At 66.7% G+C, this 24,591-nt stretch carries 22 protein-coding genes and 1 pseudogene; 14 read left to right on the top strand and 9 right to left on the bottom strand.

Annotation, left to right across the window (positions count from 1 at the left end; genetic code table 11):
• The first annotated feature begins 3 nt into the window (after positions 1-3).
• The 9 genes from yidC (at position 4) to V5D55_RS06010 (ending at position 8,190) form a co-directional block, all read left to right on the top strand.
• Entirely contained in the window at positions 4-1,074 is a 1,071-nt protein-coding gene (gene yidC / locus V5D55_RS06050) for a membrane protein insertase YidC (protein ID WP_435748476.1), read from the top strand.
• Positions 1,071-1,562 carry a protein jag gene (locus V5D55_RS06045; protein ID WP_116633345.1) on the top strand — a complete coding sequence of 164 codons (492 nt, stop codon included), beginning with the start codon at positions 1,071-1,073 and terminating at the stop codon, positions 1,560-1,562. Before yidC ends, V5D55_RS06045 begins: the two co-directional genes overlap by 4 nt.
• 48 nt (positions 1,563-1,610) lie before the next feature.
• The gene (gene rsmG, locus V5D55_RS06040) at positions 1,611-2,234 is read left to right on the top strand and encodes a 16S rRNA (guanine(527)-N(7))-methyltransferase RsmG (protein WP_435748475.1); all 624 of its coding nucleotides are present in this window, start codon (positions 1,611-1,613) and stop codon (positions 2,232-2,234) included.
• A gap of 113 nt (positions 2,235-2,347) precedes the next feature.
• Positions 2,348-2,692 (top strand): VOC family protein, encoded by a 345-nt coding sequence (locus V5D55_RS06035; protein WP_435748474.1) that lies wholly within the window; start codon positions 2,348-2,350, stop codon positions 2,690-2,692.
• A gap of 1,309 nt (positions 2,693-4,001) precedes the next feature.
• Positions 4,002-4,928, top strand: coding sequence for a ParA family protein (locus V5D55_RS06030; RefSeq protein ID WP_435748473.1), 927 nt, complete (start codon positions 4,002-4,004; stop codon positions 4,926-4,928).
• Positions 4,928-5,890 carry a ParB/RepB/Spo0J family partition protein gene (locus V5D55_RS06025; RefSeq protein ID WP_435748472.1) on the top strand — a complete coding sequence of 321 codons (963 nt, stop codon included), beginning with the start codon at positions 4,928-4,930 and terminating at the stop codon, positions 5,888-5,890. The genes V5D55_RS06030 and V5D55_RS06025 overlap by 1 nt, the downstream gene beginning before the upstream one ends.
• A gap of 62 nt (positions 5,891-5,952) precedes the next feature.
• Positions 5,953-7,401: a sugar porter family MFS transporter gene (locus tag V5D55_RS06020; RefSeq protein WP_435748471.1), complete on the top strand. Its 1,449-nt coding sequence runs from the start codon at positions 5,953-5,955 to the stop codon at positions 7,399-7,401.
• A gap of 9 nt (positions 7,402-7,410) precedes the next feature.
• On the top strand, positions 7,411-7,746 hold the full coding sequence (locus V5D55_RS06015) for a tryptophan synthase subunit alpha (protein WP_435748470.1): 336 nt from the start codon (positions 7,411-7,413) through the stop codon (positions 7,744-7,746).
• Between the two features lie 186 nt (positions 7,747-7,932).
• On the top strand, positions 7,933-8,190 hold the full coding sequence (locus V5D55_RS06010) for a GrpB family protein (RefSeq protein WP_435748469.1): 258 nt from the start codon (positions 7,933-7,935) through the stop codon (positions 8,188-8,190).
• A gap of 309 nt (positions 8,191-8,499) precedes the next feature.
• Here the strand turns inward: V5D55_RS06010 and trxA are convergent, their stop codons facing one another.
• The 4 genes from trxA to V5D55_RS05990 all read right to left on the bottom strand — a co-directional run bounded on the left by trxA (position 8,500) and on the right by V5D55_RS05990 (position 13,802).
• Complete coding sequence (trxA, locus tag V5D55_RS06005; RefSeq protein ID WP_116633353.1) at positions 8,500-8,823, bottom strand: thioredoxin; 324 nt, start codon at positions 8,821-8,823, stop codon at positions 8,500-8,502.
• A gap of 67 nt (positions 8,824-8,890) precedes the next feature.
• Complete coding sequence (trxB, locus tag V5D55_RS06000) at positions 8,891-9,865, bottom strand: thioredoxin-disulfide reductase (protein ID WP_435748468.1); 975 nt, start codon at positions 9,863-9,865, stop codon at positions 8,891-8,893.
• Between the two features lie 102 nt (positions 9,866-9,967).
• A complete protein-coding gene (murJ, locus tag V5D55_RS05995; protein WP_435748467.1) occupies positions 9,968-11,602 on the bottom strand; it encodes a murein biosynthesis integral membrane protein MurJ in 1,635 nt (544 codons plus the stop codon).
• On the bottom strand, positions 11,595-13,802 hold the full coding sequence (locus tag V5D55_RS05990; RefSeq protein WP_435748466.1) for a DUF6049 family protein: 2,208 nt from the start codon (positions 13,800-13,802) through the stop codon (positions 11,595-11,597). The genes murJ and V5D55_RS05990 overlap by 8 nt, the downstream gene beginning before the upstream one ends.
• Positions 13,803-13,901: 99 nt before the next feature.
• On the opposite strand from V5D55_RS05990, the gene V5D55_RS05985 reads away from it, so the two are divergent.
• Entirely contained in the window at positions 13,902-15,446 is a 1,545-nt protein-coding gene (locus V5D55_RS05985; RefSeq protein ID WP_435748465.1) for a class I SAM-dependent methyltransferase, read from the top strand.
• A 28-nt stretch (positions 15,447-15,474) separates the two neighbouring features.
• Positions 15,475-16,530, top strand: a complete 1,056-nt coding sequence (locus tag V5D55_RS05980) for an LLM class flavin-dependent oxidoreductase (RefSeq protein WP_435748464.1) — start codon at positions 15,475-15,477, stop codon at positions 16,528-16,530.
• A gap of 143 nt (positions 16,531-16,673) precedes the next feature.
• Here the strand turns inward: V5D55_RS05980 and V5D55_RS05975 are convergent, their stop codons facing one another.
• The 3 genes from V5D55_RS05975 to V5D55_RS05965 form a co-directional block, all read right to left on the bottom strand.
• Positions 16,674-19,211, bottom strand: a complete 2,538-nt coding sequence (locus V5D55_RS05975; protein ID WP_435748463.1) for a fibronectin type III domain-containing protein — start codon at positions 19,209-19,211, stop codon at positions 16,674-16,676.
• 119 nt (positions 19,212-19,330) lie between these two features.
• On the bottom strand, positions 19,331-19,687 hold the full coding sequence (locus V5D55_RS05970; RefSeq protein ID WP_435748462.1) for a hypothetical protein: 357 nt from the start codon (positions 19,685-19,687) through the stop codon (positions 19,331-19,333).
• 100 nt (positions 19,688-19,787) lie between these two features.
• Positions 19,788-20,597, bottom strand: a complete 810-nt coding sequence (locus tag V5D55_RS05965) for a lysostaphin resistance A-like protein (protein WP_435748461.1) — start codon at positions 20,595-20,597, stop codon at positions 19,788-19,790.
• A gap of 138 nt (positions 20,598-20,735) precedes the next feature.
• Between V5D55_RS05965 and V5D55_RS05960 the strand changes: the two genes are divergently transcribed.
• Complete coding sequence (locus tag V5D55_RS05960; RefSeq protein WP_435748460.1) at positions 20,736-21,029, top strand: hypothetical protein; 294 nt, start codon at positions 20,736-20,738, stop codon at positions 21,027-21,029.
• Positions 21,030-21,049: 20 nt separating this feature from the next.
• Here V5D55_RS05960 and V5D55_RS05955 read toward each other — a convergent pair whose 3' ends face one another.
• Complete coding sequence (locus V5D55_RS05955) at positions 21,050-21,667, bottom strand: HD domain-containing protein (protein WP_435749265.1); 618 nt, start codon at positions 21,665-21,667, stop codon at positions 21,050-21,052.
• Between the two features lie 101 nt (positions 21,668-21,768).
• On the opposite strand from V5D55_RS05955, the pseudogene V5D55_RS05950 reads away from it, so the two are divergent.
• Positions 21,769-21,990, top strand: a pseudogene (locus tag V5D55_RS05950) (CCA tRNA nucleotidyltransferase); the annotation flags it as partial.
• A gap of 422 nt (positions 21,991-22,412) precedes the next feature.
• Here V5D55_RS05950 and V5D55_RS05945 read toward each other — a convergent pair.
• Complete coding sequence (locus V5D55_RS05945; RefSeq protein WP_435748459.1) at positions 22,413-23,231, bottom strand: hypothetical protein; 819 nt, start codon at positions 23,229-23,231, stop codon at positions 22,413-22,415.
• Positions 23,232-23,387: 156 nt separating this feature from the next.
• On the opposite strand from V5D55_RS05945, the gene V5D55_RS05940 reads away from it, so the two are divergent.
• Positions 23,388-24,386: an IS481 family transposase gene (locus V5D55_RS05940; protein ID WP_435745437.1), complete on the top strand. Its 999-nt coding sequence runs from the start codon at positions 23,388-23,390 to the stop codon at positions 24,384-24,386.
• Positions 24,387-24,591 lie beyond the last annotated feature (205 nt).

The raw sequence follows: 24,591 nt of genomic DNA, 5'->3' as shown, positions 1-24,591 counted from the left end.
ACGGTGGGTCTTGACCTTCTGCTCGCCAGTACCACCCCCAGCGATGCGCCCGCGGCGGGTGGCTTCGATCTGATCGGCACTATCCTGTGGCCGCTGAAGTGGGTCGTCGAGATGATCCTCGTCGCCTGGCACTGGCTTCTCACCGCGGTCGGTCTGCCGGCGGCATCCGGTCTCACCTGGGTGCTGTCGATCGTCGGTCTCGTCATCGTCGTTCGTGCTGCTCTGATCCCGCTGTTCGTCAAGCAGATCAAGAGCCAGCGAAAGATGATGGAAATCGCTCCTGAGCTGCGAAAAGTTCAGGAGAAGTACCGCGGCAAGAAGGACCAGCTGTCTCGCGAGGCGATGAGCCGCGAGACCATGGGCCTGTATAAGAAGCACGGCACGACGCCGATGTCGAGCTGTCTTCCGCTGCTGGTGCAGATGCCGATCTTCTTCTCGCTCTTCAGCGTGCTGAGCGACGTCAAGAAGCATGCCGTCGAGGGGATCGGCGGTGTGGGCCTGCTGAGCGCTGATCTGACGAAGGAGTTCTACGACGCGAAGCTCTTCGACGTCGCGTCGCTGCACGGAACGCTCGGCGATGCCGTCGACGCCGGCAACACCACGGCGATCATCATTCTGGTCACGCTCGTCGTCCTGATGATCGGCTCGCAGTTCTTCACCCAGCTGCAGATCATCTCGAAGAACCTGTCGCCTGAGGCCAAGACCGGCCAGGCGTACCAGATGCAGAAGATCATGCTCTACGTGCTGCCGCTCGGCTTCATCTTTTCGGGTATCTTCTTCCCGCTCGGCGTGGTCGTCTACTGGTTCATCTCGAACATCTGGACCATGGGTCAGCAGTTCCTCGTCATCCGTGAGATGCCGACCCCGGGATCCGAAGCGGCAAAGGCTCGGGAGGAGCGTCTGGCCCGCAAGGGCAAGGCGATCGACTCCTCGGGCAAGGTCGTCCCGATGGCTGCCTACGAGGCGGAGCAGCAGCGCCTGCTCGAGCAGGCCGAGAAGGCGAAGGCTGAGGCACCGAAGCGTCAGCAGCCTGTCGGTAAGAAGCGTGCGAAGAAGAAGGGGACCGGTTCATGAGCGAGGTCGTGACCGAGACCACCGAACCGACGGTGGCTCAGCTGGAGAATGAAGGCGATGTCGCCGCGGACTACCTCGAGGAGCTCCTCGACATCGCCGACATCGATGGTGACCTGAACCTGGATGTTCGTCAGGGTCGCGCGTACGTCTCGGTCGAGGCGGAGGGCGACGGACTCGCTCTGCTCTCAGCGCCGGACACGGTGCAGGCCCTGCAGGAGCTCACTCGTCTCGCGGTGCAGAACCGCACGGGGTCCTTCTCGCGTCTGATCCTGGATATCGGCGGATCGCGCGACACCCGTCGCCGTCAGCTAGAGACGCTGGTGGATGCTGCGGCCGCGAAGCTCGACGAGGGATCCTCGCAGGCGTCGCTGCCGTCGATGTCGAGCTACGAGCGCAAGCTGGTGCACGACATCGCTGCGGACCGCGGCCTCGTTTCGGAGTCATACGGCGAGGGCGCTGACCGCCACACTGTGCTTCGCCGTCGTTGATGTTTCACGTGAAACATTGCCGCCTTGTCGACATCGGGTGGCGCCGCGTTGACTGATCTCGAAGTCGAGCCGGCAGTCGCCGCTGAGCTCTTCGGCGATCGGATCGATGTCGCTCGCTCGTTCACCGAGGCTCTCGCCCGGGAAGGGGAGGAGCGTGGGCTCATCGGTCCACTCGAACTTCCCCGGCTGTGGACGCGCCACATTCTCAACAGTGTGATCGCTGCTCCATTGTTCGATGGATCGGTGGCAGATATCGGTTCCGGCGCAGGTTTGCCCGGCCTGGTGCTGGCCATCGCCCGCCCGGACGTGCAGTGGACGCTGATCGAGCCGATGGAGCGCCGGGTCACCTGGCTCAATGAGCAGGTATCCGCTCTCGGGCTGACGAACGTGAATATGGTGCGGGCGCGCGCAGAGGATGTGCGGCCACCCGAGGGTTTCGACGTAGTGACGGCTCGTGCGGTCAGTGCATTGCGGACGCTCATTCCTCTCACGGCGCCGTTGGTTCGTGACGGGGGCGAGCTCACTCTGCTCAAGGGCATGAACGTGGCCAATGAGATCGATGCGGCGCAGAAGCAGATCAAGAAGTTCCGATTGACGAACGTCCGGGTCGAGGTGCTGGGCGAGGGCGTTCTGTCGGAGACGACGCGAGTGGTTCGAGCGACCGTACGGTAGTTCCCCGCACATGATGTTTCACGTGAAACATCATGTGGTGGACGTTGGTTCTTCGGCGGACGGTTGGTCTTGTTGCGCGAGCGCACGTGCGAGCAGCCTGCTGTAATGAGAGCATGCGCGTGGAGCGAGTCGTACCGAACCTGACCGTCGCCGACATCCGGAGTGCGGTGCGGACGCATCAAGAGGTGCTCGGATGGTCGGTGGTGATGGATCACGGGTGGATAGTCACGCTCGCGGATGAACAGGGACATCAGCTGAGCATCATGGATCGCGACGCGACAGCAACGTGCAACCCCGATGTCTCGATCTTCGTGGACGACGTGGACGTGGCGTTCGGGCGGGCTGTCGCCGCCGGGGTGGAGATCGTGCACCCGCTCACAGCCGAGCCCTGGGGCGTGACCCGCTTCTTCTACCGCGATGCCGAGGGCAGTGTGATCAACGTGGGTATGCACACCTGAGAGGAGCGCTCGCCTCAGGTGCTCACCCTGCTGGGTGGAGCGTCGTTTCACGTGAAACATCATGACGTTGCCCTCGGGCTCAGGCGGTGAAGCCGGGGAGCACTGCACTAACGGGGTCTAACCGCCGGGTTAGGGGCTGTGGGAGGCTTCCGTGATCGTCGATCCAGGGAAGCGGGTTGCCGTCGAGGGACGGGTGACTCATGGGTCCCCGCTTAGTGGCGAGCTCTGAGTGCCACGCCCGCTCGGGCGTGGTTGAGAGGTTAGAGCGATGTTTCACGTGAAACATCCCGACGTTGCCCTCAGGTTCAGGCGCGGTGAAGCCGGGAGCTCTGCCTGGGTCCAACCACCGGTTTAGGGGCTGTTGGGGGAGAGGCTCCGTCGAATGCCAAGTCCGAGGCGCTTCGAGCCGGACTCCAGTGCAGCCGACCACGACTACTGCGTAGTCGGCGTTTCACGTGAAACATCCCTCACGCGGATAGCTCGCTTTCAGCGCGCGCCCCTGAATGCCTGCGGCTCATCCCCGGTGGAGAGCCCAGGCACATGCTTCGCGATCAGCAGATCCTGTCGGATGGGCGCGCGCCGGACGCAGACCACTCGCTCCGCAAGAACGCGCGTGAGCTGCCTCGACGTCATCCTCTGTTCTCAACGGACTTTGCTTCGCGGTGTTTCACGTGAAACACCGCGCCTCCCGATGAGCTTGACGCGTCGGTGGCAGCGAGAGTGAACCTCTTTCCTAGACGCCGAGGATCCCTTCCCGCCTTAAGGCTTCAGGCCTCGTGCCCGGATGCCGGAGCCCGTGCCGATCCCCAGCGCGCAGACAGCACCGTTTCACGTGAAACATCGCGCTCACCAATCCACCACGCCTGAGCGCGCGTGCACTCAGAGCTCGCCACTAAGCCGGCCCCATGACCCACCCCGTCCCACGACGACAGGCCTGCTTCCCTAGATCGAATCGTGAGCGACGATCACGGAAGCCTCCGCCTACACACAACCCCTACCGATACGTGGCTTTCCACCGACGTATACCCCGCGGATGCCGAAGGCGCGCGGCACCCGTGAGGGTGGGATGCTTCCGTGAGTGAGCATCGGGAGGGGCCCCCGCTTGCGGGGAGGGCGCCCGCTCTGCGAACGAGGGGGAGCATCCCACCCTCACCCCCGTAAACCCCGTAAACCCCTCACCCCCGAACCCATCCGGTACAACCTCCTCTGCACAGCCCCGCAACACTCACCAGACCACTCACCGCCCGCAACCCCGGCATCCAACGTCCTCCCCAGCGATTAGAGTGGAACGCGGCCCCGAAAGGAGTGGATGTTTCACGTGAAACAATCCGAAAAGGCATCACCGAACGAATCGTTCGGGATGGATACCCCGCTCGCGCGGGAGCTCGCCGACCTCTCCGCCCGGCGCCGTGCGCTCGAGGCTGCGAAGGTCGAGTTCACCGGCGAGACGCGTGTGCTGACAGTGTCGAATCAGAAGGGTGGCGTGGGCAAGACCACGTCTGCCGTCAACGTCGCTTCTGCGCTCGCTGGCCTCGGCGCGAAGGTCCTCGTGATCGATCTCGACCCGCAGGGCAACGCGTCCACCGCGCTGGGAGTGCCGCATAGCGCGGAAGTCCCCAGTGTCTACGACGTGCTGATCGAGGAGTTCCCGCTCGCCGACATCGTGCAGCAGAGCCCGGAGGATCCGAATCTCTTCTGCGCGCCGAGTACGATCCACCTCGCGGGTGCCGAAATCGAGCTCGTCGCGCAGGTCGCGAGGGAGCACCGGCTGCGTCGCGCGCTGGAGGAGTATCTCGTCGACAGCCCGATGGACTTCGTCATCATCGACTGCCCGCCGTCGCTGGGTCTGCTCACGATCAACGCCTTCACCGCAGCTTCCGAGGTCTTCATCCCCATCCAGTGCGAGTACTACGCGCTGGAGGGTCTGAGCCAGCTGCTCGGCAGCATCCAGATGATCCAGAAGCACCTGAATCCTTCGCTGCACCTCTCCACCATCCTGCTCACGATGTTCGATGGGCGCACGCGTCTCGCGCAGCAGGTGGCGGACGAGGTGCGGACGCACTTCCCCGATCAGGTGCTCGAGACCGTGATTCCACGGTCGGTGCGCGTGTCAGAGGCACCGAGTTTCGGGCAGACCGTGATCGCTTACGATGGGCAGTCCGCCGGCGCGATCGCGTACCGCGAGGCTGCTGTCGAGATCGCGTCGCGTACAGCGACGCAGAGCAAGGAGAAATGATGGCGAAGCGCACTGGACTGGGTAGGGGCATCGGCGCCCTGATCCCGACGGCTGACCAGGCGGAGCGTCCGGTGGACGTGTTCTTCCCCGGGGCGAACCTCCGCCCGAGCGAGGCTCAGGTGAGCACCGTGGCGCAGGAGAACGACCTCGCGGTCGTCCCTGGCATCCACCTGGTGCAGGTCGACCCGCACAAGATCGTTCCGAACCCGCGGCAGCCGCGTACCCACTTCAACCCGGAGGATCTCGCCGAGCTGGTGCACAGCGTCCGCGAGTTCGGCGTGCTGCAGCCGGTCGTCGTCCGGCAGAACTCCGATGGCGACTACGAGCTGATCATGGGGGAGCGGCGCACGCGGGCCGCACGCGAGGCAGGTCTCGAGACGATCCCGGTGATCGTTCGCGAGACCGCAGATGAGGACCTGCTCCGCGACGCCCTGCTGGAGAACCTTCACCGCTCCGAGCTGAACCCGCTGGAAGAGGCATCGGCCTACCAGCAGCTTCTCGAGGATTTCGGCATCACGCAGGAAGAGCTCGCGACGCGCATCGGTCGCTCGCGGCCCCAGATCAGCAACACGATCCGCCTGCTCAAGCTGCCGGTTCCCGTGCAGCAGCGTGTTGCCGCCGGGGTCCTGACGGCTGGTCATGCCCGAGCCATCCTCAGCCTCGAGACGCCCGAGGCGATGCAGAAGCTGGCCGACAAGGTCGTCAACGAAGACCTCTCCGTGCGGGCCACGGAAGAGGTCGCGAAGTCGCAACCGGCTGCGGGGAAGACCTCGAAGGCGACGCCGGGGGCGCGACGCGCCTACCTCGACGAGGTCGCCGGCAAGCTCGGCGACCGGCTGAACACGCGCGTGAAGATCGCTCTCGGTGCGCGAAAAGGCCAGGTTACGATTGATTTCGCTTCGATCCAGGATCTGAACCGGATTCTCGAGGAGCTCGGCGAGCAGGGATACGGCCGCAGCTGAGATCAGCCCCGAGGTCCGCGGGGAGGCCTAGACTCGCGTCAGATGACGTCGAGGAGGGCACAATGTCGCGCACACAACCCGGATCAGCCATTCGAGGCCGCGTCATCGCGGTCAGCATCGCCGCCGCCCTGGGTGGCTTCCTGTTCGGTTTCGACACCGCGGTCATCAACGGCGCGGTCGATGCGCTGGCGGGCAGCCAGTCGGGCTTCGACCTCGGCGTGGGGCTCAAGGGTTTCGCGGTCTCATCGGCACTGATCGGCTGCGCGGTCGGTGCGTGGTTCGCTGGCCCGCTGGCGAACCGTTACGGCCGCATCCCGATCATGGTCGCCGCCGCCGTGCTCTTCCTGCTCTCGTCGCTCGGGTCGGGGCTGGCGTTCGGAGTAGTGGACCTCATCATCTGGCGCGTGGTCGGCGGGTTGGGCGTCGGCGCGGCATCGGTCATCGCCCCTGCGTACATCGCGGAGGTGTCACCGGCGCATATGCGCGGGAGACTCGGTTCACTCCAGCAGCTGGCGATCGTTACCGGTATCTTCGTCGCACTGCTCTCGGACGCCATGCTGGCCAACGTGGCCGGAGGCGCAGCGGAGCCGCTCTGGGGCCTGGATGCGTGGCGCTGGATGTTCATCGCGGAGGCGATTCCCGCCATCGTCTACGGCGTGATGTCGCTGCGACTCCCGGAATCGCCCCGCTATCTCGTGGGTAAGGGCGAGATCGACAAGGCATCCGAGGTCCTGACGACCGTCACGGGCGCCGTCGACGTCAAGGCGAAGATCGCCGAGATCACCGGCACTCTCAACACCGAGCGCACCGAGTCGTTGCGTGACCTGCGTGGTCATCGCCTGGGGCTGAAGCCGATCGTCTGGGTCGGCATCCTGTTGTCGGTGTTCCAGCAGTTCGTCGGAATCAACGTGATCTTCTACTACTCCACGACGCTGTGGCAGTCCGTCGGATTCGGGGAGTCCCAGGCGCTTCTGATCACCGTCATCACGTCCGTCACGAACATCGTCGTCACGATCGTCGCGATTCTCCTCGTCGACAAGATCGGCCGGCGCATCATGCTGCTCGTCGGATCGGTCGGCATGACGCTGACCCTCGGACTCATGGCCCTCGCCTTCTCGTTCGGAACGCTCGATGCCGAGGGTGCCGTGACGCTCCCCGATCCCTGGGCGACGGTCGCGCTCATCTGCGCCAACGGGTTCGTCGTGTTCTTCGGAGCCACCTGGGGGCCGCTGGTCTGGGTTCTTCTCGGTGAGATGTTCCCGAACTCGATCCGTGCCAGTGCTCTCGCGGTCGCTGCAGCCGCGCAGTGGGGCGCCAACTTCTTTATCTCGACGACGTTCCCTGCTTTCGCCGAGATCGGGCTCCCATTCGCCTACGGTTTCTACGCGTTCTTCGCGCTGCTGTCGTTCTTCTTCGTGTACTTCAAGGTCGCCGAGACCAAGGGCAAAGAGCTCGAGGACATGCGCGAAGACACGAAGGTCGAGCGCCGGAGGCGTCCCAGTCGGACGTAGGCTGGAAGCATGTCCGAGTCCGTACAGCGCCGCGCCAGCCTCGAAGTGCTGCGTGCGGAAGCCGCCGACGAACTCGCAGTGCTGATCCAGGAGCGCCTCCTCGGCGGAGAAGACCCGTGGGACTTCATGGAGGAGCTGCCGAGCGTCGATGAACTCGTCGTCTACCTGCTGCGGGCCGACAATATCAACGCCAACGACGGTGTGCGTCCCAACGCCGCGCGTCACTACCGCGTGCTGCGTCAGATCGCCCTGGAGTACCCGGAGCTCACGCCCGCGGTCTGGGGCCTGCTCGACGAGAAGCAGCGTCACCGCCGCTGGGACCCGACGGTCGCCGACGCCTCCTGAGGTCTGGTCGATGGGCCGGGAGTCGAGACGCTCCCTTCGCTCGCAGAACGGGCGCCCTCCCCGCTACGCGGGTCCCCTCCCGATGCTCGCTCCGGGAGCATCCCGACTCCCTCGGTCACGCGGCAGTTCCAGTCGGGCCAGGCTCTTGGTCTTGCATGTACCTCGGGGTGTCACGTCGCGCGAAGATTGCGTCGGGGCACTCGCTTCCCCCACTTCTTCAGCGCATCCGAGTGGGACTCCGTCAACCAGCGCATCCTGCGCGACTGGCTGCGCGCCCACCCCGGGGATGCCGACCGCTACTCCCACGCCAAGTGCGATGCCGTCGCCGCCGCCGCCCGCGGCACATCGACCTACAACGCCGCCAAGACCCCCGTCATCCAGGACCTCGTCGACCACGCTCGTGCGTCCCAGGGCCTCCCGTCCGTCCCCGTCTCCGCCAAGTAGCCAGCGTCGCAGCATCCGCCTGGTCCCGATCTGCGGGACGGTGTCCCGATCCGCAGATCGTGCCCCCAACAGAACCCGCGCACGCACCCTCCGCGGCGACTGCCCCCGTGCGCAGCACCGTAGGGCGCAGGGTGTTCCTCGAACGAGCATCGGGAGGGGCCCGCGCAGCGGGAGGGAACCCGCTTTGCGAGAGAGGGGAACATCCCGGAGCCCGGAACCACGAGAACCCACGTGTCGCCTTCCCCGAGGCCGGACGCAGAAAAGGCCGCCACCTCCGAAAAGGTGACGGCCCTGCTGGGTCTCAGAGGATCAGCCGATGAATGCGGCGAGGTCCTTCTCGAGGGCGAACTTCGGCTTGGCGCCGATGATGGTCGTCTTGACCTCACCGCCGTCGAACACCTTCATCGCCGGGATCGACGTGATCTGGTACTTCATCGCCAGCTCGGGGTTTTCGTCCACGTTGAGCTTGAGGATGGTGATCTTGTCGGGGTTCTCGGACTGGATCTCGTCCAGAACCGGGGCGACCATGCGACAGGGACCACACCACTCGGCCCAGAAGTCCACCAGCACGGGACCGTCGGCCTGCAGAACGTCCTGTTCCCAGGTCGCCTGGCTCGTAGCCTTTGCACTCATCAGAGTTCTCCTTGATTCGAGGTTCGTCAGCTACAACAGCTGACGAGGTGAAACTGTTCCCGCGCGGTTACGCGGTGAGGATCTCGGCGGCCTCCGCAGCCGGGAACTCGACGGAGGCGTCTTCAAAATCCGCGAGGAAGTGCTCCGCGTCGAGGGCGGCGACCGTGCCCGTACCGGCGGCCGTGATGGCCTGGCGGTAGGTCGGGTCGATCACGTCGCCGGCGGCGAAGACACCGGGGACCGACGTGACCGAGGAGCGGCCGTCGACCCAGATGGTGCCTTCGGCGGTGAGCTTCAGCTTGTCGTGCACGAGGTGCGTGCGCGGGTCGTTGCCGATCGCGATGAAGAGTCCGTCGAGGGGGAGCTCGCTGAGAGTGCCGTCGACGGTGTTGCGCAGCTGCACACCGCTCACGGCGTCGCCGCCGAGAACCTGGGCGACCTCGCTGTTCCACACGAACTCGATCTTCTCGTTCGCGAAGGCGCGCTCCTGCATGATCTTCGAGGCGCGCAGCGTCTCCTTGCGGTGGATCACGTAGACCTTGTCGGCGAAGCGGGTGAGGAACGTCGCCTCTTCCATGGCCGAGTCGCCGCCGCCGACGACCGCGATCGTCTTCTGGCGGAAGAAGAAGCCGTCGCAGGTGGCGCACCACGAGACGCCGTAGCCGGAGAGGCGCTCTTCGCCCTCGATGCCGAGCTTGCGGTAGGCGGAGCCGGTCGCGTAGATGAGCGTCTGCGTCTCGTGTACCGCGCCGCTGCCGAGGGTGACCGTTTTGACGGGGCCGTCGAGCTGGAGCTCGGTGACGTCGTCGTACAGCACCTCGGTGCCGAACTTCTCGGCCTGCTCCTGGAACTTCGCCATGAGCTCAGGACCCTGGATGCCCTCGGGGAACCCCGGGTAGTTCTCGACCTCGGTGGTGTTCATCAGCTCTCCGCCGACCTCGACGGAGCTCGCGATGAGCAGCGGCTTGAGGTTCGCGCGTGCAGCGTAGATGGCGGCCGTGAATCCGGCGGGGCCGGAACCGATGATGATGACCTGACGCATGTGCTCTCCGTCGTAGAAAATGGGTGCCGTCGAAAGACGTTCCGAGTGATTCAACCCATGGTAACCGCGGGGCATTCCCTCAGCGGTGTCTGGGCGGCGCGCTCAGCGACCCGGCAGGAATCGCCGCGCCAGGGAACCGGCGACCTTGAGCTCCGGAGCGCGCAGCAGCGCGAGGATCACGAGGTAGACGACGACCACGACGAGGCCGATGATCGCGGTGCCGATGGCGCCCAGGAACTGACCGTCCAGCATCCACCCGTCGATCCCGCCGCTGAGCAGGTACACGCCCCAGCCGGCGAGCCCTGCGGGGACGGCTGCGAGGGCGAAGCGTGCGATCGCCGTCATCCAGGAGCGGATCTGGAGCCCGCCGATCTTCCGGTGCAGGAGCCAGGCGGCGACGATCGTCTGCAGGATGCTGGCGCAGGACTGGCCGAGCGCGACCGCTGCGGCCAGGGAACTCAGAGGGAGGATTCCTGCCTCGAACAGCGCCCAAGCGGCCAGCGCCGTCGTCACGATCAGCGCGCACTGGAACATCGTGAACCAGAACGGCGTGCGGGTGTCGTCGTACGCGTAGAACGTTCGCTGCACGATGAAGAGGATCGTCAGGGGGATGAGGCCGACGAGATAGCAGAGCAGGACGAGCGCAGCGGACTGCGCGGCCGCCTCGGCAGTGACCAACTCGGTGGCCTTGGAGAATACGCGGGAGGCGGGAACGGCAGCAGCCGCGACAGCCGCAACAGCTGCCGCGATGAAGAAGAGGAGGGTGCGGATGCTGCGCGCGATGTCGGCGCGCACCTCGTCGTGCCGACCAGCTGCGGCATGCTCGCTGATCTGCGTGAAGTACGGGGTGCCGATCGACAGGACGATCACCGAGTACGGGAGCATGAAGATCAGCCAGGCATTGGCCGTCACGGTCGCGGACGCTTCGTTGCCAGCGGCCGCACTGATGACGAAACCCTGCAGGATGCCGGCGGCGAGACTCGCGAACGCCATCAGGAACGTCCAGCCGGCGAGGCGGCCCACGTTGCCGAGCCCGACGCCGCGCCACCGGAAGTCGGGCTTCAGTGCCAACCCCGTACGCCGCCAGAAGACCAGCAGCACGATCGCCTGGAGCGCGATGCCCAGCGTCGCGGTGCCGCCCAGGAGCGCGATCATCGTGGGCGTCCATTCGGCCGCGTTCGTGGGCACCGGACCGAAGAGGGCTCCGAGGGCGAGGAACCCGGCGATGGAGATGATGTTGTTGACGACGGGCGCCCAGGTGAACGGACCGAAGATCCGCCGGGCGTTGAGGGCCTCCCCGAGCAGCGCGTACAGACCGTAGAGCAGGATCTGAGGAAGGCACCAGTACGCCAGGGCGGTCGCGAGCGCGAGGAGCTCAGGCTCCGCTTGCCCCGCCACCAGCTGGACCAGCCATGGCGCGCAGGCCGTGGCGATGGCGGTGAGCACGACCAGCACCACGGTGCCCAGAGTGAACAGCTTCGAGATGAAGGCGTTCCCGCCATCGGCATCCGCCGTCGCCTTCACGATCTGCGGCACGATCACCGCGGTGAGGATGCCCACCGAGATGAGGGAGAAGACACTGTTCGGCAGCTGATTCGCATAGGAGAAGGCGTCTGCGGCGTCGGAGTTCAAGGAGCCGATGACGGCCACGAGCACGATGCTCCGCAGGAGCCCCGTGACGCGCGATACCAGCGTCCCGGCGCCGATGACGGCGCTCGCGCGCCCGAGGCTACTCACCTCGTCCGTCCTTCGGTTCCATGGCCTCCGGGTCGAGCGCTGCTCTCACTGCTTCCGCTTCCGTGGGGTCGATGTCTGATCCGGCTGCGGCCGCCGCCGCGGCCTCGGCGGCTTCACGCCGCCGGCGCAGAACCGTGCGGACGACGCCGAGACCGATGAGCAGCACGATGAGGGTGCCGAGGATGCCGAGTCCGATGGCTTCCCAGTCGGCGCGCACCGCCACGCGGAGGATCTGGCCGTCCTGGATCACCACACCGGTCGGGCTGTGCAGGCCGAGTCGCAGGTCGACCTCGCCACTGCCGACGCGAGCCGACACCGGCACCTTGACGATCAGAGTGGTGTTCGCCTGCACCACGGTCTCGACCAGCGGCTTCACGTCGAGCCGGGGGTCGGAGGGGCGCACGGTGAGCTGCACGTTCACCGGCCACGGCAGATCGTTGCGCACCCGGATCGGCAGATCGGTGTTCGCAGAGATCAGCTGGATCGTGCTGGACGGCGGCACGCTCACCGCGCCGAGCGTCTCACGCGTCTGCGCCCGGTGCGTCTGCACCTTCTCGGTGAAGTCTTCTGCCGGCGTGCCGACCGCGAGGACGCGCATGATCTCGATGCGCTCGGGGCTCAACAGCTCCTGAGGGTCGGTGAGGATGCTCGCGAAGGCCCCGAGCGTGCGCTCGTCGGCCAGGAGGTTCGTCAGCTCTGCGGCGCCTGCGGGGTCCGTCTCCGTGGAGAGCTTGGCGGCAACAGGCTTCGTCCCTCGCACCGCCGACAGTTCGAACCCGATGGAGTCTGCTGCGGAGATCGCCTCGCGCAGTGCATCCGGCGATCTCGTCTCGTCGCGGTCGAGCCCGATGAGCAGCGGAGTACCCGGTGCCTTGCTCGAAGCGAGGTACAGATGCGCTGCCGCCTCTGCGAGCAGGCGCTGGCGGGTGGCCGGGTCGGCCTCGGATGCGGCATCCGACAGCGCAGCGGATGACGCGGCATCGGTCACCAGCAGGTCCTGGCCCGCGACCGTCGCGTGCGCGGCGTTCTGACCCCCGACGGCGGTCGACGACACGATGGTGGTGGTGCCGTCACCGAGGTAGCCGGCGAAGGCCGCGAGGTTCTCGGCGGTGACATCCGTGCGTGGCCACAGGATGCGTGGGAGCGCCCCGTCGACCTCGGTGAGCTCTTCGTCATCGGGGAGCGCAGGAGTCTCCGTGGGGGCGGGTGTGGGATCGGCGGTGCCGTTCGGCGTATCGGTCGGCTCGGTGGGGACGCGCGTCAGCGGGAAGTTCGTCGGCTCGAGGAACGGCGCGAGGGTCGTCGGCTGGAGCAGCTCGGGCAGCTTCGCCTGTGCCTGCACCGCGGCATCCGCATCACCGAACTGCAGGGCGAACCGGGAGTTCGGCAGATCATCGAGCCGCTCGAGCCACTGCGTCGCCTGCGCGGGGGCGGACGAACCGAGCGCGCGGATCGCCGCGGGGATCGACGGATCGATGGCGAGCACGGCGGTCGTGCCGGCCACGCCGTCGAGCTGGGCGGTCAGCCCACCCTCCGGGGCGGTGAGCGCCGTGAGCTCATCGGCCGTGAGCAGTGCGCCGTCCGCCGGCGTCGCCGTGATCGGGACGAGCACGCCGACCTGCGCGGTCTGCGTGGTCGTGACGACCAGGACGCTCGTCGCGGTGGCGTCTCGGGCGACGGTGTCGTCGGACGAGGGGCCGCCGGTCGTGGCGCCGTTCAACTCTGCACGCAGCGGGTAGACGCCGGGGGCCAGGGTGCCGATGGTCGCCTCCGGCACGAAGATCGACGTGGTGTCCGATTCGCCGCCCTCGATCGGCTCGGTGCTCTCGGAGCCGAGAGCGGTGAAGCTCCCCGGTGCCTTCTCATCGTCGAGCCAGCTCGCGATGGCTGCCTCATCGGCGAGCGGGGTGCGACTCAGCTCGACGCGAACGCGTCCCGCTGAGAGGAGGGAGTCGCTGGTGTTCTGCACGGTGAGGCTCGCCGAGGTCGACGCACCTGGGGCGATCGTGCCGCGGAGTCCCGCGGACACGTGCAGCGTGACGATCTGCTTGTCGCCACCCGGGGATGGGGTCTCTGCCGCGGCAGCACCGCTCGGAGCGGCGAAGCCGGCGATGCTCAGCACGATCGCGAAAACGGCGGTTCCTCGTGCGAGGCGCTGCAGGCGCGCACGGAAGCCGGTTTCGGGGGTGTTCACGGACATTTGGGTCTTCCTCGAACGCCTCGGGACGGAGGCTGCTCGTGAGTACTGACCTTGTGATTCTAGGAGGCTCGGGGAAGGAGAACCCTGAAGACGCGTAGAGTGACGGCCGTGTCCGTCACCCCCGCACCCGTCCCCGACCCTCGGAACTGCGCAGCGCTCGCTGCCGATCTCGATGCCGCCGACTTCCGGTCGGAGCCGCTGCGCCGGCTGTGGGGAGAGGAAGCCGACGACGCGCTCGCCCGCGGGATGCGCGAACCGATCCTCCGCGCGATCGCCGGTGACGCCGGTGTTCTCGCCACTCTCGGCCGTCTGCTCGTGCTCGGGATGCCGCAGCCACGGGCCGCCGTTTCCGACGCGCTTCCGCGCCTCGGCGTCGAGGGCCTCGTGGCGCTGGGGCTCGCGTCAGAGGATTCCTCGACAGTCACCCCCACGGCGCTGCTGCGCCCGCAGTCGTTCGTCGACGCCGACGGCGTCGGGGAGTGGTGGATCGCCAGCGACCTCGACGAGGTGGCGCTCGACGGTGCGCTGCCCGCCGACCACGTGCTCGGCGTCGGCGGCGCATCGCGCACACTCGCCGAGACGATCGTGCCGCTCGAGGTCGGACGTGCGCTCGACCTCGGTACCGGGTGCGGCATCCAGGCCCTCCTCGTGGCGCGCCGGGCCGGGACCGTGGTCGCGACCGACATCTCCGCCCGCGCACTGGCCTTCGCCGAGCTGAATGCGCGCGTCAACGGGGTGGGGAACATCGAGTTCCGCCTGGGCAGCATGTTCGAACCGGTGGAGGGGGAGGCGTTCGACCTGATCGTCTCCAACCCGCCCTTCGTCATCACGCCGCGAGTGGAGGGCGTGCCCGCCTACGAGTACCGCGACGGCGGATTGGTGGGTGACGCGCTGGTCGAGCAGTTCGTCCGCACGGCCCCGGCCTACCTCACGGTCGGCGGCATCGCGCAGCTGCTCGGGAACTGGGAGTCGCGCACCGGAGTCACCGGGCTCGCACGTCTGCAGGCCTGGGTGCCGGCCGACCTCGACCTCTGGGTGATCGAGCGCGAGGAGCTCACCCCGCTCGGCTACGCGGAGCTGTGGATCCGCGACGGCGGGACGACCCCTCGCGACGCGGGGTTCACGCCGCTGCTCACAGCCTGGCTCGACGATTTCGCCGCGCGCGGGGTCACGTCGGTCGGCTTCGGCTATGTGCTCCTGCGCCGCCCTTCGACGGGCTCAGAGACCGAGGGTGACGTCCACAGTGACGCGACTCCGCTGCGGCGCACGGAGAAGCTGCGGCAGCCGGTGTCGAACGTCGGCGCAGCACTGGCGACCGGGCTGGCCGCACACGACCTCCTCGCTCAGGGTGTGCCCACGACCTTGATCACGGCGGCCGATGTCACCGAGGCCCGGCACCTGTTGCCGGGCAACGACGATCCGAGCGTGATCGAGCTTCGTCAGGGCGGCGGTTTCGTGCGCACGATCAATGTCGATCCCGCGCTCGCCGCATTCGTCGGGGCGTGCGACGGCGAACTCACGGTCGGCCAGATCGCCGCCGCGCTCGCCGACCTGTTCGAGGTGCCGTTGCGCGACCTGTGGGCGGAGCTCGAGCCGCGCATCCGCTCCCTCGTGTTCGACGGCATCCTCCTGCCCGGGGAATAGGTGCAGCATCCATGCGTTGGAATAGATCATGAAGGCTTTCGGATTCCTCTCCTTCGGGCACTATGCAGACGTGCCCGGCTCGGCGACCCGCACGGCGGGCGACATGCTGAAGCAGACGATCGAGATCGCCGAGGGTGCCGACGAGATCGGCGTCAACGGCGCCTCGGTGCGCGTGCACCACTGGGCGCGCCAGGCCGCGTCGCCGATGCCGCTGCTGTCAGCGATGGCCGCACGCACGAAGCGCATCGAAGTGGGCACCGGCGTGATCGACATGCGCTACGAGAACCCGCTGCAGTTCGCCGAGGAGGCGGCCGCGCTCGACTTCATCGCCGACGGACGCATCGCGCTCGGCGTGAGCCGCGGTTCACCCGGGACGGCGCTGCGCGGCTACGAGACCTTCGGCTACGTCGACGACGAGGATCCTGAGCGCGGAAGTGTGCTGGCGCGCGAGAAGTTCGACATCTTCCTGCGCGCGATCGAGGGCGAGCGTCTGGCAGCCGGTGACCCCCGGATGGTCGGCGAAGGACGATACCTCGCGATCGAGCCGCACTCGCCGACGCTCCGTGACCACATCTGGTGGGGCTCCGGTTCCCGCGCCACCGCAGAGGAGACCGGACGCAAGGGGCTCCACATGATGAGCTCGACCCTCGTGACCGAGGCGACCGGCCAGCCGTTCCACGAGCTGCAGCGTGAGCAGATCGATCTGTTCCGCTCCGCCTACAAGGAGGCAGGTCACACCGGGAGCCCGCGCGTCTCGGTGAGTCGCAGCGTCTTCCCGCTGATCTCCGACATGGATCGCGCCTACTTCGGGCTGCGCAGCGAGGAGAACGGCGACCAGATCGGCATCATCGACGGGTTCCGTTCCACGTTCGGCAAGACCTACGCCGCCGAGCCCGACGTGCTCATCGAGCAGCTGAAGCAGGATGAGGCCGTCATGTCGGCCGACACCCTGCTCCTGACGATCCCGAACCAGCTCGGACCCGCATACAACCTGCACGTGCTGGAGTCGTTCGCGACGCATGTCGCGCCGGCGCTCGGGTGGAAGCCGAACACCGAAGGCCCCGTGCAGGGGTACACGCTCTGAGTTGAGCGGCGGGCGGATGCTGCGGCATCCGCCATTGATCTATACATATCTGCGCTCGCGACGCTGTGACGCGGTGACTTCGTGACAGCAAGACGCCGCCGGAGCCGAAGCCCCGACGGCGTCTTCCTGATGGATTCTGCGGACTACTCCGCGTGCTGCCGACGACGGCGCAGCACGACCAGGCCGAGGCCCAGCGCGAGCAGCACCACGGCCGCGATCACGTACGGGGTGCTGTCGGCACCCGTCGTCGCGAGATCGCCGTCGGTCGCGCCGCCGGTGCCGTCACCGGGCGTGACCGCCCCGCCACCCGACGATGCCGCCGAGACGGTCAGCGAGGTCGTGACCTCGGTGCCGTCCGCGAGGATCACCGCGAGCGTGTGCTTTCCGGCGGGGGTGGCCGCAGGAATCGTGACGCTGCGCGAGAACGCGCCGTCCGCCCCCGCGGTGACCGTGCCCAGCTGCACCGGGTCGGAGCGCAGCTCGAGGCGTGCTTCGGTGTTCGCCTCGAAGCCGCTGCCCGAGACCGTGACCTTGCCGCCCGCCTTGACGGATGCCGCGCTCAGCTCGACCTCGGCCGGAACCTCGGGCTCGGTGACCGGAGGCGTGACGCCGGCCTCGGTGACCCACTTCTCACCGGCATCCGACTTGGTGATGGTGAAGGTGTCGTAGACCGCGCCGACGGGAAGGTCGGTCGTGGCATCCGGCTGCTTCTCCGCGAGGTACGAGCGGTAGACGAGCTTGCCGTGCGAGACATCGATCACCTGGTAGGTGGTCACGCCCTGGCCGCGCAGCACCTGGGTGGCGCCGTTGTTGGTCCAGACGTTCTTCTCGGGCGTCTCGAGCTCGTAGTGCTTCGCCCCCGAGTTCGAGACGACGTACACCGGGCCGGTGGTGAGACCGGGGGTCTCGGTGGCGTCGGTGTTCACGTAGCCGCGGGCGTACGTGTGGTCGTGGCCCATGAGCACCAGGTCGATGTCGTTGCGCTGGAAGACCGGAACCCAGTCGGCGCGCAGCTTCGGCTCGTCGCGACCCTCGGATGCCGAGAAGACCGGCTGGTGGAACGTGACGACGTTCCACTTCGACGGGCTGTTCTGCAGGAGAAGGTCGAGCCAGGCACCCTGGAAGCGGATCCACAGCTCCTCGCCCTTCTTGATCGGGCAGGCGTCGCCCGTGCAGGAGGGGAGTGCCGGCGGCGTGAGGAAGGTCGCGTCGCGCGTCGCGTTCAACGTGATGAAACGCACGTCCTGGTAGTCGGTGTAGTACGCGGTCTCGGCGGCGAACTTGCTCCAGTGGTCGAAGAGCGAGCGGTACTGCGCCGCGACCTCGGTGTCACCCTTCGCGAGGTCGGCGAGCTCGCCGATCGACGACGTCGACGGGTTGTTGCGCGGGTACTCGAACGCGGCCTTCCAGGCGGTGAGCAGCTTGTCGCCGGAGTACTCGTGGTTGCCGGGGGCGGCCATCACGTTGGTGCTCGTGGCGGATTCCTCCATGCCCTTGAACCAGTTGAGCCACTCGTTCTCGTTGCTCGACGTGTTGATCAGGTCGCCCGCGTGCACGGACCCGATCGAGCGGGGAGCGTTGGCCTCGGCCTGCTTGACCACGCTCGGCCAGGTGGTGTCGAGGCCGATCTGCGCGTCGCCGTAGTACACGAACTGGAAGTCCGTGGCCTTCGGGTCGGCCGTGGTGAACTCGAACCAGTCGCTCCAGCTGCCGGGCAGGCCGACGCGGTAGCGGTAGTCGGTCGCGGCGGTGAGGCCGGTCACGGTGGCGGAGAAGTGGTGGTTGGGGTTGCCGTTCACGACGCCCGCGTCGTACGCGTCGACGGTGCGGGTCTCGCCACCGGCCGCCGGAGCGATCTCGACCTGGCCGATCGTGTGCGAGGCGTCACCGGCGAGCCACGAGAACGACTGCGAGATCTCGGGCTTCTCCGTCGGCGTCAGGATCACGCGCGTCGGCGGGGCGACCACCGGGGTGCCCGGGTCGGACGCCTTGACCAGGGTCAGCGACGACATGTCGAAGTAGATGTCCGAGCTGCTCTCGCGGTCCTGGTAGAGCGCGACCGCGATGGTGTTGGTGCCGTCCTTGAGCACGTCGCCCTCGGCCGAGATGGTGCTCGTCAGCGGGTCGCCGTTCGAGTCGCCGGCGTACTCGACGTTCTGAGTGTCGGTGATGCGGCCGTCGACGTAGCGCGCGACCTCCGTGCCGTTGATCCACACCACGAGCGCGTCGTCGTAGGTGACCGTGCTCGCCAGCGATGCGACCTGCTCGGCCACGCCCGCGCCGAGCTCGAAAGTCGTGCGGAAGAAGTACGTCGGCACCGTCGGGGCCTTGGCGCCGTCGACGTAGTGGTTCAGGAGCGTCTTCGGCGTGACGGGGCCGACCGCGCCGAGCTTGCCGTTCTTGGCACCGAAGGATCCGGGCGCCGTCTTCCAGGCGCTGTCGTCGTACGCGGGCAGAGTCCAGTCGCGGAGGGCCGCGGGCTTCGGCGACGGGTCGGAACCGTCATCGAGGTAGTGCCAGGCGGTGTCGCCGGTGATCAGCGAGCCGGTCGGCACCTCGGGCGCAGCATCCGGTGCGGCGAATGCCGCGGGGGCGACGACGGCGCCGCCGAGCAGGGCGAGCAGCGCGACAGACGTCAGTCCGCGACGCCGCCACCGCACCGCAGGGGTGGGGGAGGTCATGTGAGTCCTTTGTGGGGTGGGGTTTCGTGCTCAGCCGCACGGGGCCCTCACAGACCATCGAAGCCGGATGACGCCGGCCTGACGTCGAGGCGACGGGAAGATGAACAGAGCGACCGGGCTCAGCTACCGAGGCCCAATCCGTTCAGGAGGAAGTCGGCTGTCCGGGAAAGACCGGTGACCTGCCATGTTGTGATGACGACGGCGATGAGTGCGAACCATGCGATATCCCCCACGCTGCTGCGACGGACGATGCGTTGCACGACGAGCCCCACGACGGTGACGATGGCGACCGTGGCCCCGGCGACCTGCGCGAACGCCATGCGAACATACGCGTCGGCGTCCGGCGCAGACCAGCTGTTGAACGCGAGGCCGAGACCCATGGGAATCAACACGACGCCGATCACGAGGATGAACCCGGACGAGAAACCGCGCAGACGAGTTCCGGGTGCGGGTCGAGTTTCGGTCTGGCTCGTCATGCCGCGAGTCTAGGGTGTCGCAACGGACGCGTACAGCACTGCGGATCAGGACTGCCTCGGCTCATTGCCTGATCGTTCAGGACTCGTCAGGCGCCCTCCTCTAGCTCGCGTGCACGAACTGCGCCTTGCTCGGACGCATCAGCCACGCAGCGGCGGCGAGGGTGAGCACCCAGCCGATCACCTCGATGAGCAGATGATCCGACGCGTTCGGCACGGACTGCAGCAGGTACACGCGGATGCTGTTGATGGCTCCGTGCGTGAGGACGGCGGGCCAGACGCTTCCGGAACGCCAGCGCAGCGCCAGCAGCAGCGGCGCCCACGGCAGCATCCCGGCGAAGTAGACGACGATGCCCCAGAACGGCAGATCGCCGATGACGGCGAGCACCGGCAGATGCCAGACGATCCAGACCAGGCCGCTGACGATGGCCAACGGCCAGAAACCCCAGGATGCCGCGCGCGTCGCCAACCAGCCGCGCCAACCGAACTCCTCGCCGATGGCGAAGATCGACTGCATGAGCAGCACGGGGATGACCCAGATCGTCGCCGCGGCGATCTGTTCGAGCGGGTTGAGCTGCCAGATCCCGGTCGCCAGGGCGATGCCGGTCTGGATCGCGGCGATCGCGGCGATGATGCCGATGCCGATGCCGATCCACTTCGTGGCTCCGCGCCATCCGGTGGCGAAGGTCTGGCGGAAGCTCGCGGGCCGCCGGACGAGCCACATGATGATCGCCGCGACCATGGGGGTCAGCTGCAGGAGCGGCGTGATCAGGTTGTTGACGTCGGTCGGGACGAGGCGGAACACCATAGGAACCGACAGTGCGAAGCACAGCAGGATGGCGATCGTGAAGAACCACGTGACGTCGGACGTGATTGATCGCGCATTGCGGATGCGTGGCGGAGACGCAGTCATGGTGACCTCGGTTCGAGTCGGGGACGGACGCGCGGAACCGCGCGTCTAGGACTCTACGAAGCGCAGACCGCCCACCGGAACGCGGGAAACCAGCGGTCTGCTTCGGGGCATCCATAATCCGACCGCTACCGTGGGCTCATGACCTATGCCGGTGACTCCTCGATCGATGCTCGCGTGCGAGAGGTCGTCGCGGACTACGGCCGCCGCCAGACGCGGCTCTTCCTCACCTTCGCGCTGATCGAGGGTGTGGTGTTGGCGGTCTTGGCCATCGTCATCTACGGCTTCGAGCTGATCGAGCCCGAGATCGGCATCTGGTACATCGTGGCTGTCGCGGCGATCGGTGGATTCCTGCTGAGCATGGCGCTGGTGCGGATGATCCAGGCCCGCACACGCGCCATCGCTCAGGCGAAGGGCGAGAACCCGCTGTTCTGACCTCGCCTGCGTCGGGTGGATCAGTTCGACGAACCGGGCGACCGCTCCAGCGGGTGATTCGCCAGCTTGCCGACGACGCCGCCGTCGACGAGCCGAAGCGCGGACGTGTGCGGCTTGCGCGCCGCCTGATCCACGACACCGTCGCCGAACTCACGAGCCAGCTGGAGGCGCGGATACGCAACCAGCACTTCCTGGATGAACGCTGCAGGCAGCGCGTCAGCCCTGGCGCCGGAGATGTCGAGCGCGGTGGCTGTCTCGAGCAGGTAGCCCTCGACGTCCATCGCGGGATCGACCGATGGCCAGTTGTGGCGCACGATGACTTCGAGCGCACGCTGACTCCGCCCAGCATCCCAGTCTGCGCCGGTCGTGAGGGCGACCGCGACGTGCCCGCCGGCCTCCTCGTAAGACAGGTGCACGTTGTCGAACGCGGGCACGATGCCGATGTCGTGCAGCAGCGCCGATACGTACAGCAGTTCGTGGTCGATTTCGTTCCGCTCCTCGACGGCCGCGAAGGCTTCGGCCCACAGCCACGAACGCAACACGTGGTTCTGCATCGACTCGGAGTGATACCGCCCCGCCAGCGACTGCGCCGCACGGGCCGCGGGCGTGGCGGGTGGTGTGAAGTTGTTCAGTTGCATGATCTCGGGCACAGGATCGAATCTAAGGCGAGGGCGACTCGGGGGGAAGGGACGAAGACGCCCGCGGCATCCGCCCCGGTACGCTGGAAACCACGCTCAATATGGCCGACGGCCTCGTCCGTCTCGGCGCGCTCGCCGAGGACCCGGTCGTCCGCACCCTCGCCACGGCCTTCGCCGATGCCGGCTTCGACCTCGCCGTCGTGGGCGGCCCCGTGCGCGACGCGCTGCTCGGGCGCGCGACGCACGACCTCGACTTCACGACGAACGCGTCGCCCGACGAGATCCTCACCATCGTCAAGCCGATCGCGACCGCCCACCGGGACAGATGATGCAGGCACGCACCCGCGCCATCGCTCAAGCGAAGGGCGACAACCCGCTGTTCTGAAACTGCCGCCGGTCCGAAGACACAGAAGATCGCCCAGCCGGCGTCCACGCTGGGCGATCAATCGTGAAGTGCCCCACCCAGGGATGGACGAGCCTGGCCATGGCTAACCCCCGATAGGTGCAGTCCGGGCGCTGGCGCGCGCGTGGGAGCGGCGGGCCGTGAGAGCTATTGCAACGATCCCCGTGACAACCAAGATGACGCCGCTGATTCCGACTGCCGCCTGTACCGGGGGCAACGTCCCCACGCCACCTGCAGCGTCGACGATAATCCCGGCCTCGAACCTCACCGCCGCGAATGCGACCACCAGGGCAAGGCCGGCAGAAAGAATGCACCATGCAAACGTCTTCATCATGAGCTCCTTTACCAGTTGCATAGATGAGATGCCACAGAGGCAGCCCAGTTGGGTTTGCTTGAACGCTTCTCTTCGAGGTTCCAAGAGTCCGGCTTGAGAACAGCATAGATCGCGTGGCAATCGTACTGCTGGTGGATCGTCGGCTTGCCTCGCAATATCGCCCAGCGTGAATATGCTTCATCCCATCCTGCGGAGAGGAAGATCGGCGACGCTGTTGCGTATCCGCTGACCACCGCACCCCAAGTGCTCCGGTAAAGGAGATGACGGGGCTTACCACCGTCTGAACCTTTACCCAGCCTGCTGAAGAGGTTGCTACCGAGCCAGGGGTCGGCGACGATCGGATAGGAGAATTCTCCGCCGGCGTGGTCGACGATCTGCGTCAACGTGTTCCCCGAAACTTCGTAGTGAGTCTGTACATCTCGCCCATCCGCATCCCGTGCCCAGGCCGGAGCGACCGCGCCAGCGAACGACCCGTCCGGGTTCAGCGCGAGGATGGCGCCGTCCGCCGTTGCGACGAGCGAACCGGCACCGGCTGCAAGAATTTCGTACCCATAGTCGATAGGCGACTCTGAACCGTTAATGACAGTAGCGATCTGAACAGAACCATCATCCTTGACAACCGGAATCGTTGTGAAGGATCCGGCATCGAAAGCCACAACGCCAGGCTCCAAGATCTCGGCAGTCTGAGATGCCTCCGGCTCCGGCAAGGTGACCGCCAGGTAGTTGCCCGTCGACGAGGCGAGCGTAATCGGGTCAGCAGCACTGTTCGGCACCACCACATCAATCTCGTTCACCGTCGTGCGGATCACGGCATTCTCTTCACCCACGACATGGGTCCTCGCAACATCATCGAGGATTGAAGTCGCCTCCTCACTAGATGTAGTGCCCAGGGACGTTGTTTGATCTGGATGCCCTGATGTGACGAGAACCTCCAAGGCAGAGTGGAGCTGCTACCGCTTCCGCTCTGAACCGAGGAGGTTCTCGTGTCCCACGCTAATGCGGCCTTGACGCCGCGCCAACGACTCCGGCTGGCTCGGCAGGTCGTCGACGAGGGATGGCCGGTGGCGGGAGCTGCGAGGTACTTCCGGGTGTCGTATCCGACCGCGGCGAAATGGGCGAGGCGTTACGTCGAGCTTGGCGAGGCGGGGATGGCAGACCGGTCAAGCAGACCGCACCGGCATCCGAACAAGACCCCGCAGCCTGTCGTGAAGCGGATCGTGCATTTGCGGATCAAGAAGCGCTTGGGGCCGGTCCAGATCGCCGGACGGCTGGGGATGCAGGCCTCGACGGTCCACGCGGTGCTGGTCCGCTGCCGCCTGAATCGTCTCTCGCATGTCGATGTGAAGACCGGCGAGCCGGCTCGCCGCTACGAACACGACCGTCCCGGTTCCCTGATCCATGTCGATGTGAAGAAGCTGGGCAACATCCCGCTCGGCGGAGGCTGGCGGTTCGTTGGTCGGCAGCAAGGCGGCAAGAACCGAGCCGCGACCGATCAGCACCGCCGCAGGGGTAAACAGCGCGACCCGCTGCTCGGTCACGCCTACATCCACACCGTCATCGATGATCACTCCCGGGTCGCCTACGCGGAGATCCACGACGATGAGAAGGCCGAGACCGCGATCGGTGTCCTGCGTCGTGCAGCCTCTTGGTTCGCCGATCGCGGCGTCACCGTTGAGCGGGTGCTCTCTGACAACGGCCCTGCCTACAAGTCCCACGCCTGGCGAGCGGCATGCGCTGAGCTCAGTATTCGACACAAGCGAACCCGCCCCTACCGGCCGCAGACCAACGGCAAGATCGAAAGGTTCCATCGCACCCTCGCCGATGGCTGGGCCTACTCGAAGCACTACAACTCGGAATCAGCGCGCCGAGCCGCCCTGCCAGCCTGGTTGCACTTCTACAATCACCACAGGCCCCACACAGCCATCGGGAAGCTCCCGCCCATCAGCCGGATCTCAAACAACCTGACTGGGCACTACAACTAGATACCGCCGTCAGCAGTTCCAACGCATCCAAAGCGTCCGCCGGCTCTCCATCGGAGAGACTGGTCGTCGCTGACGCAGTCAAGCCGCCTGATAATGCCAACGCTGCTGCCGCGGACAGCGAAGCCAGCCCCAGAACAGATCTTCTTCTCTTCACTTTTTCCCCCGAGTGATTGGTACATCTGTTGCGCCCACTCGAAGCTAGCGA

Origin of the sequence: Microbacterium sp. PMB16 (genome assembly GCF_051294855.1) — a bacterium.
GTDB lineage: Bacteria > Actinomycetota > Actinomycetes > Actinomycetales > Microbacteriaceae > Microbacterium.
Note: the sequence above shows the minus strand (reverse complement) of the source record. Positions and strands in the feature narration are given on the sequence as shown.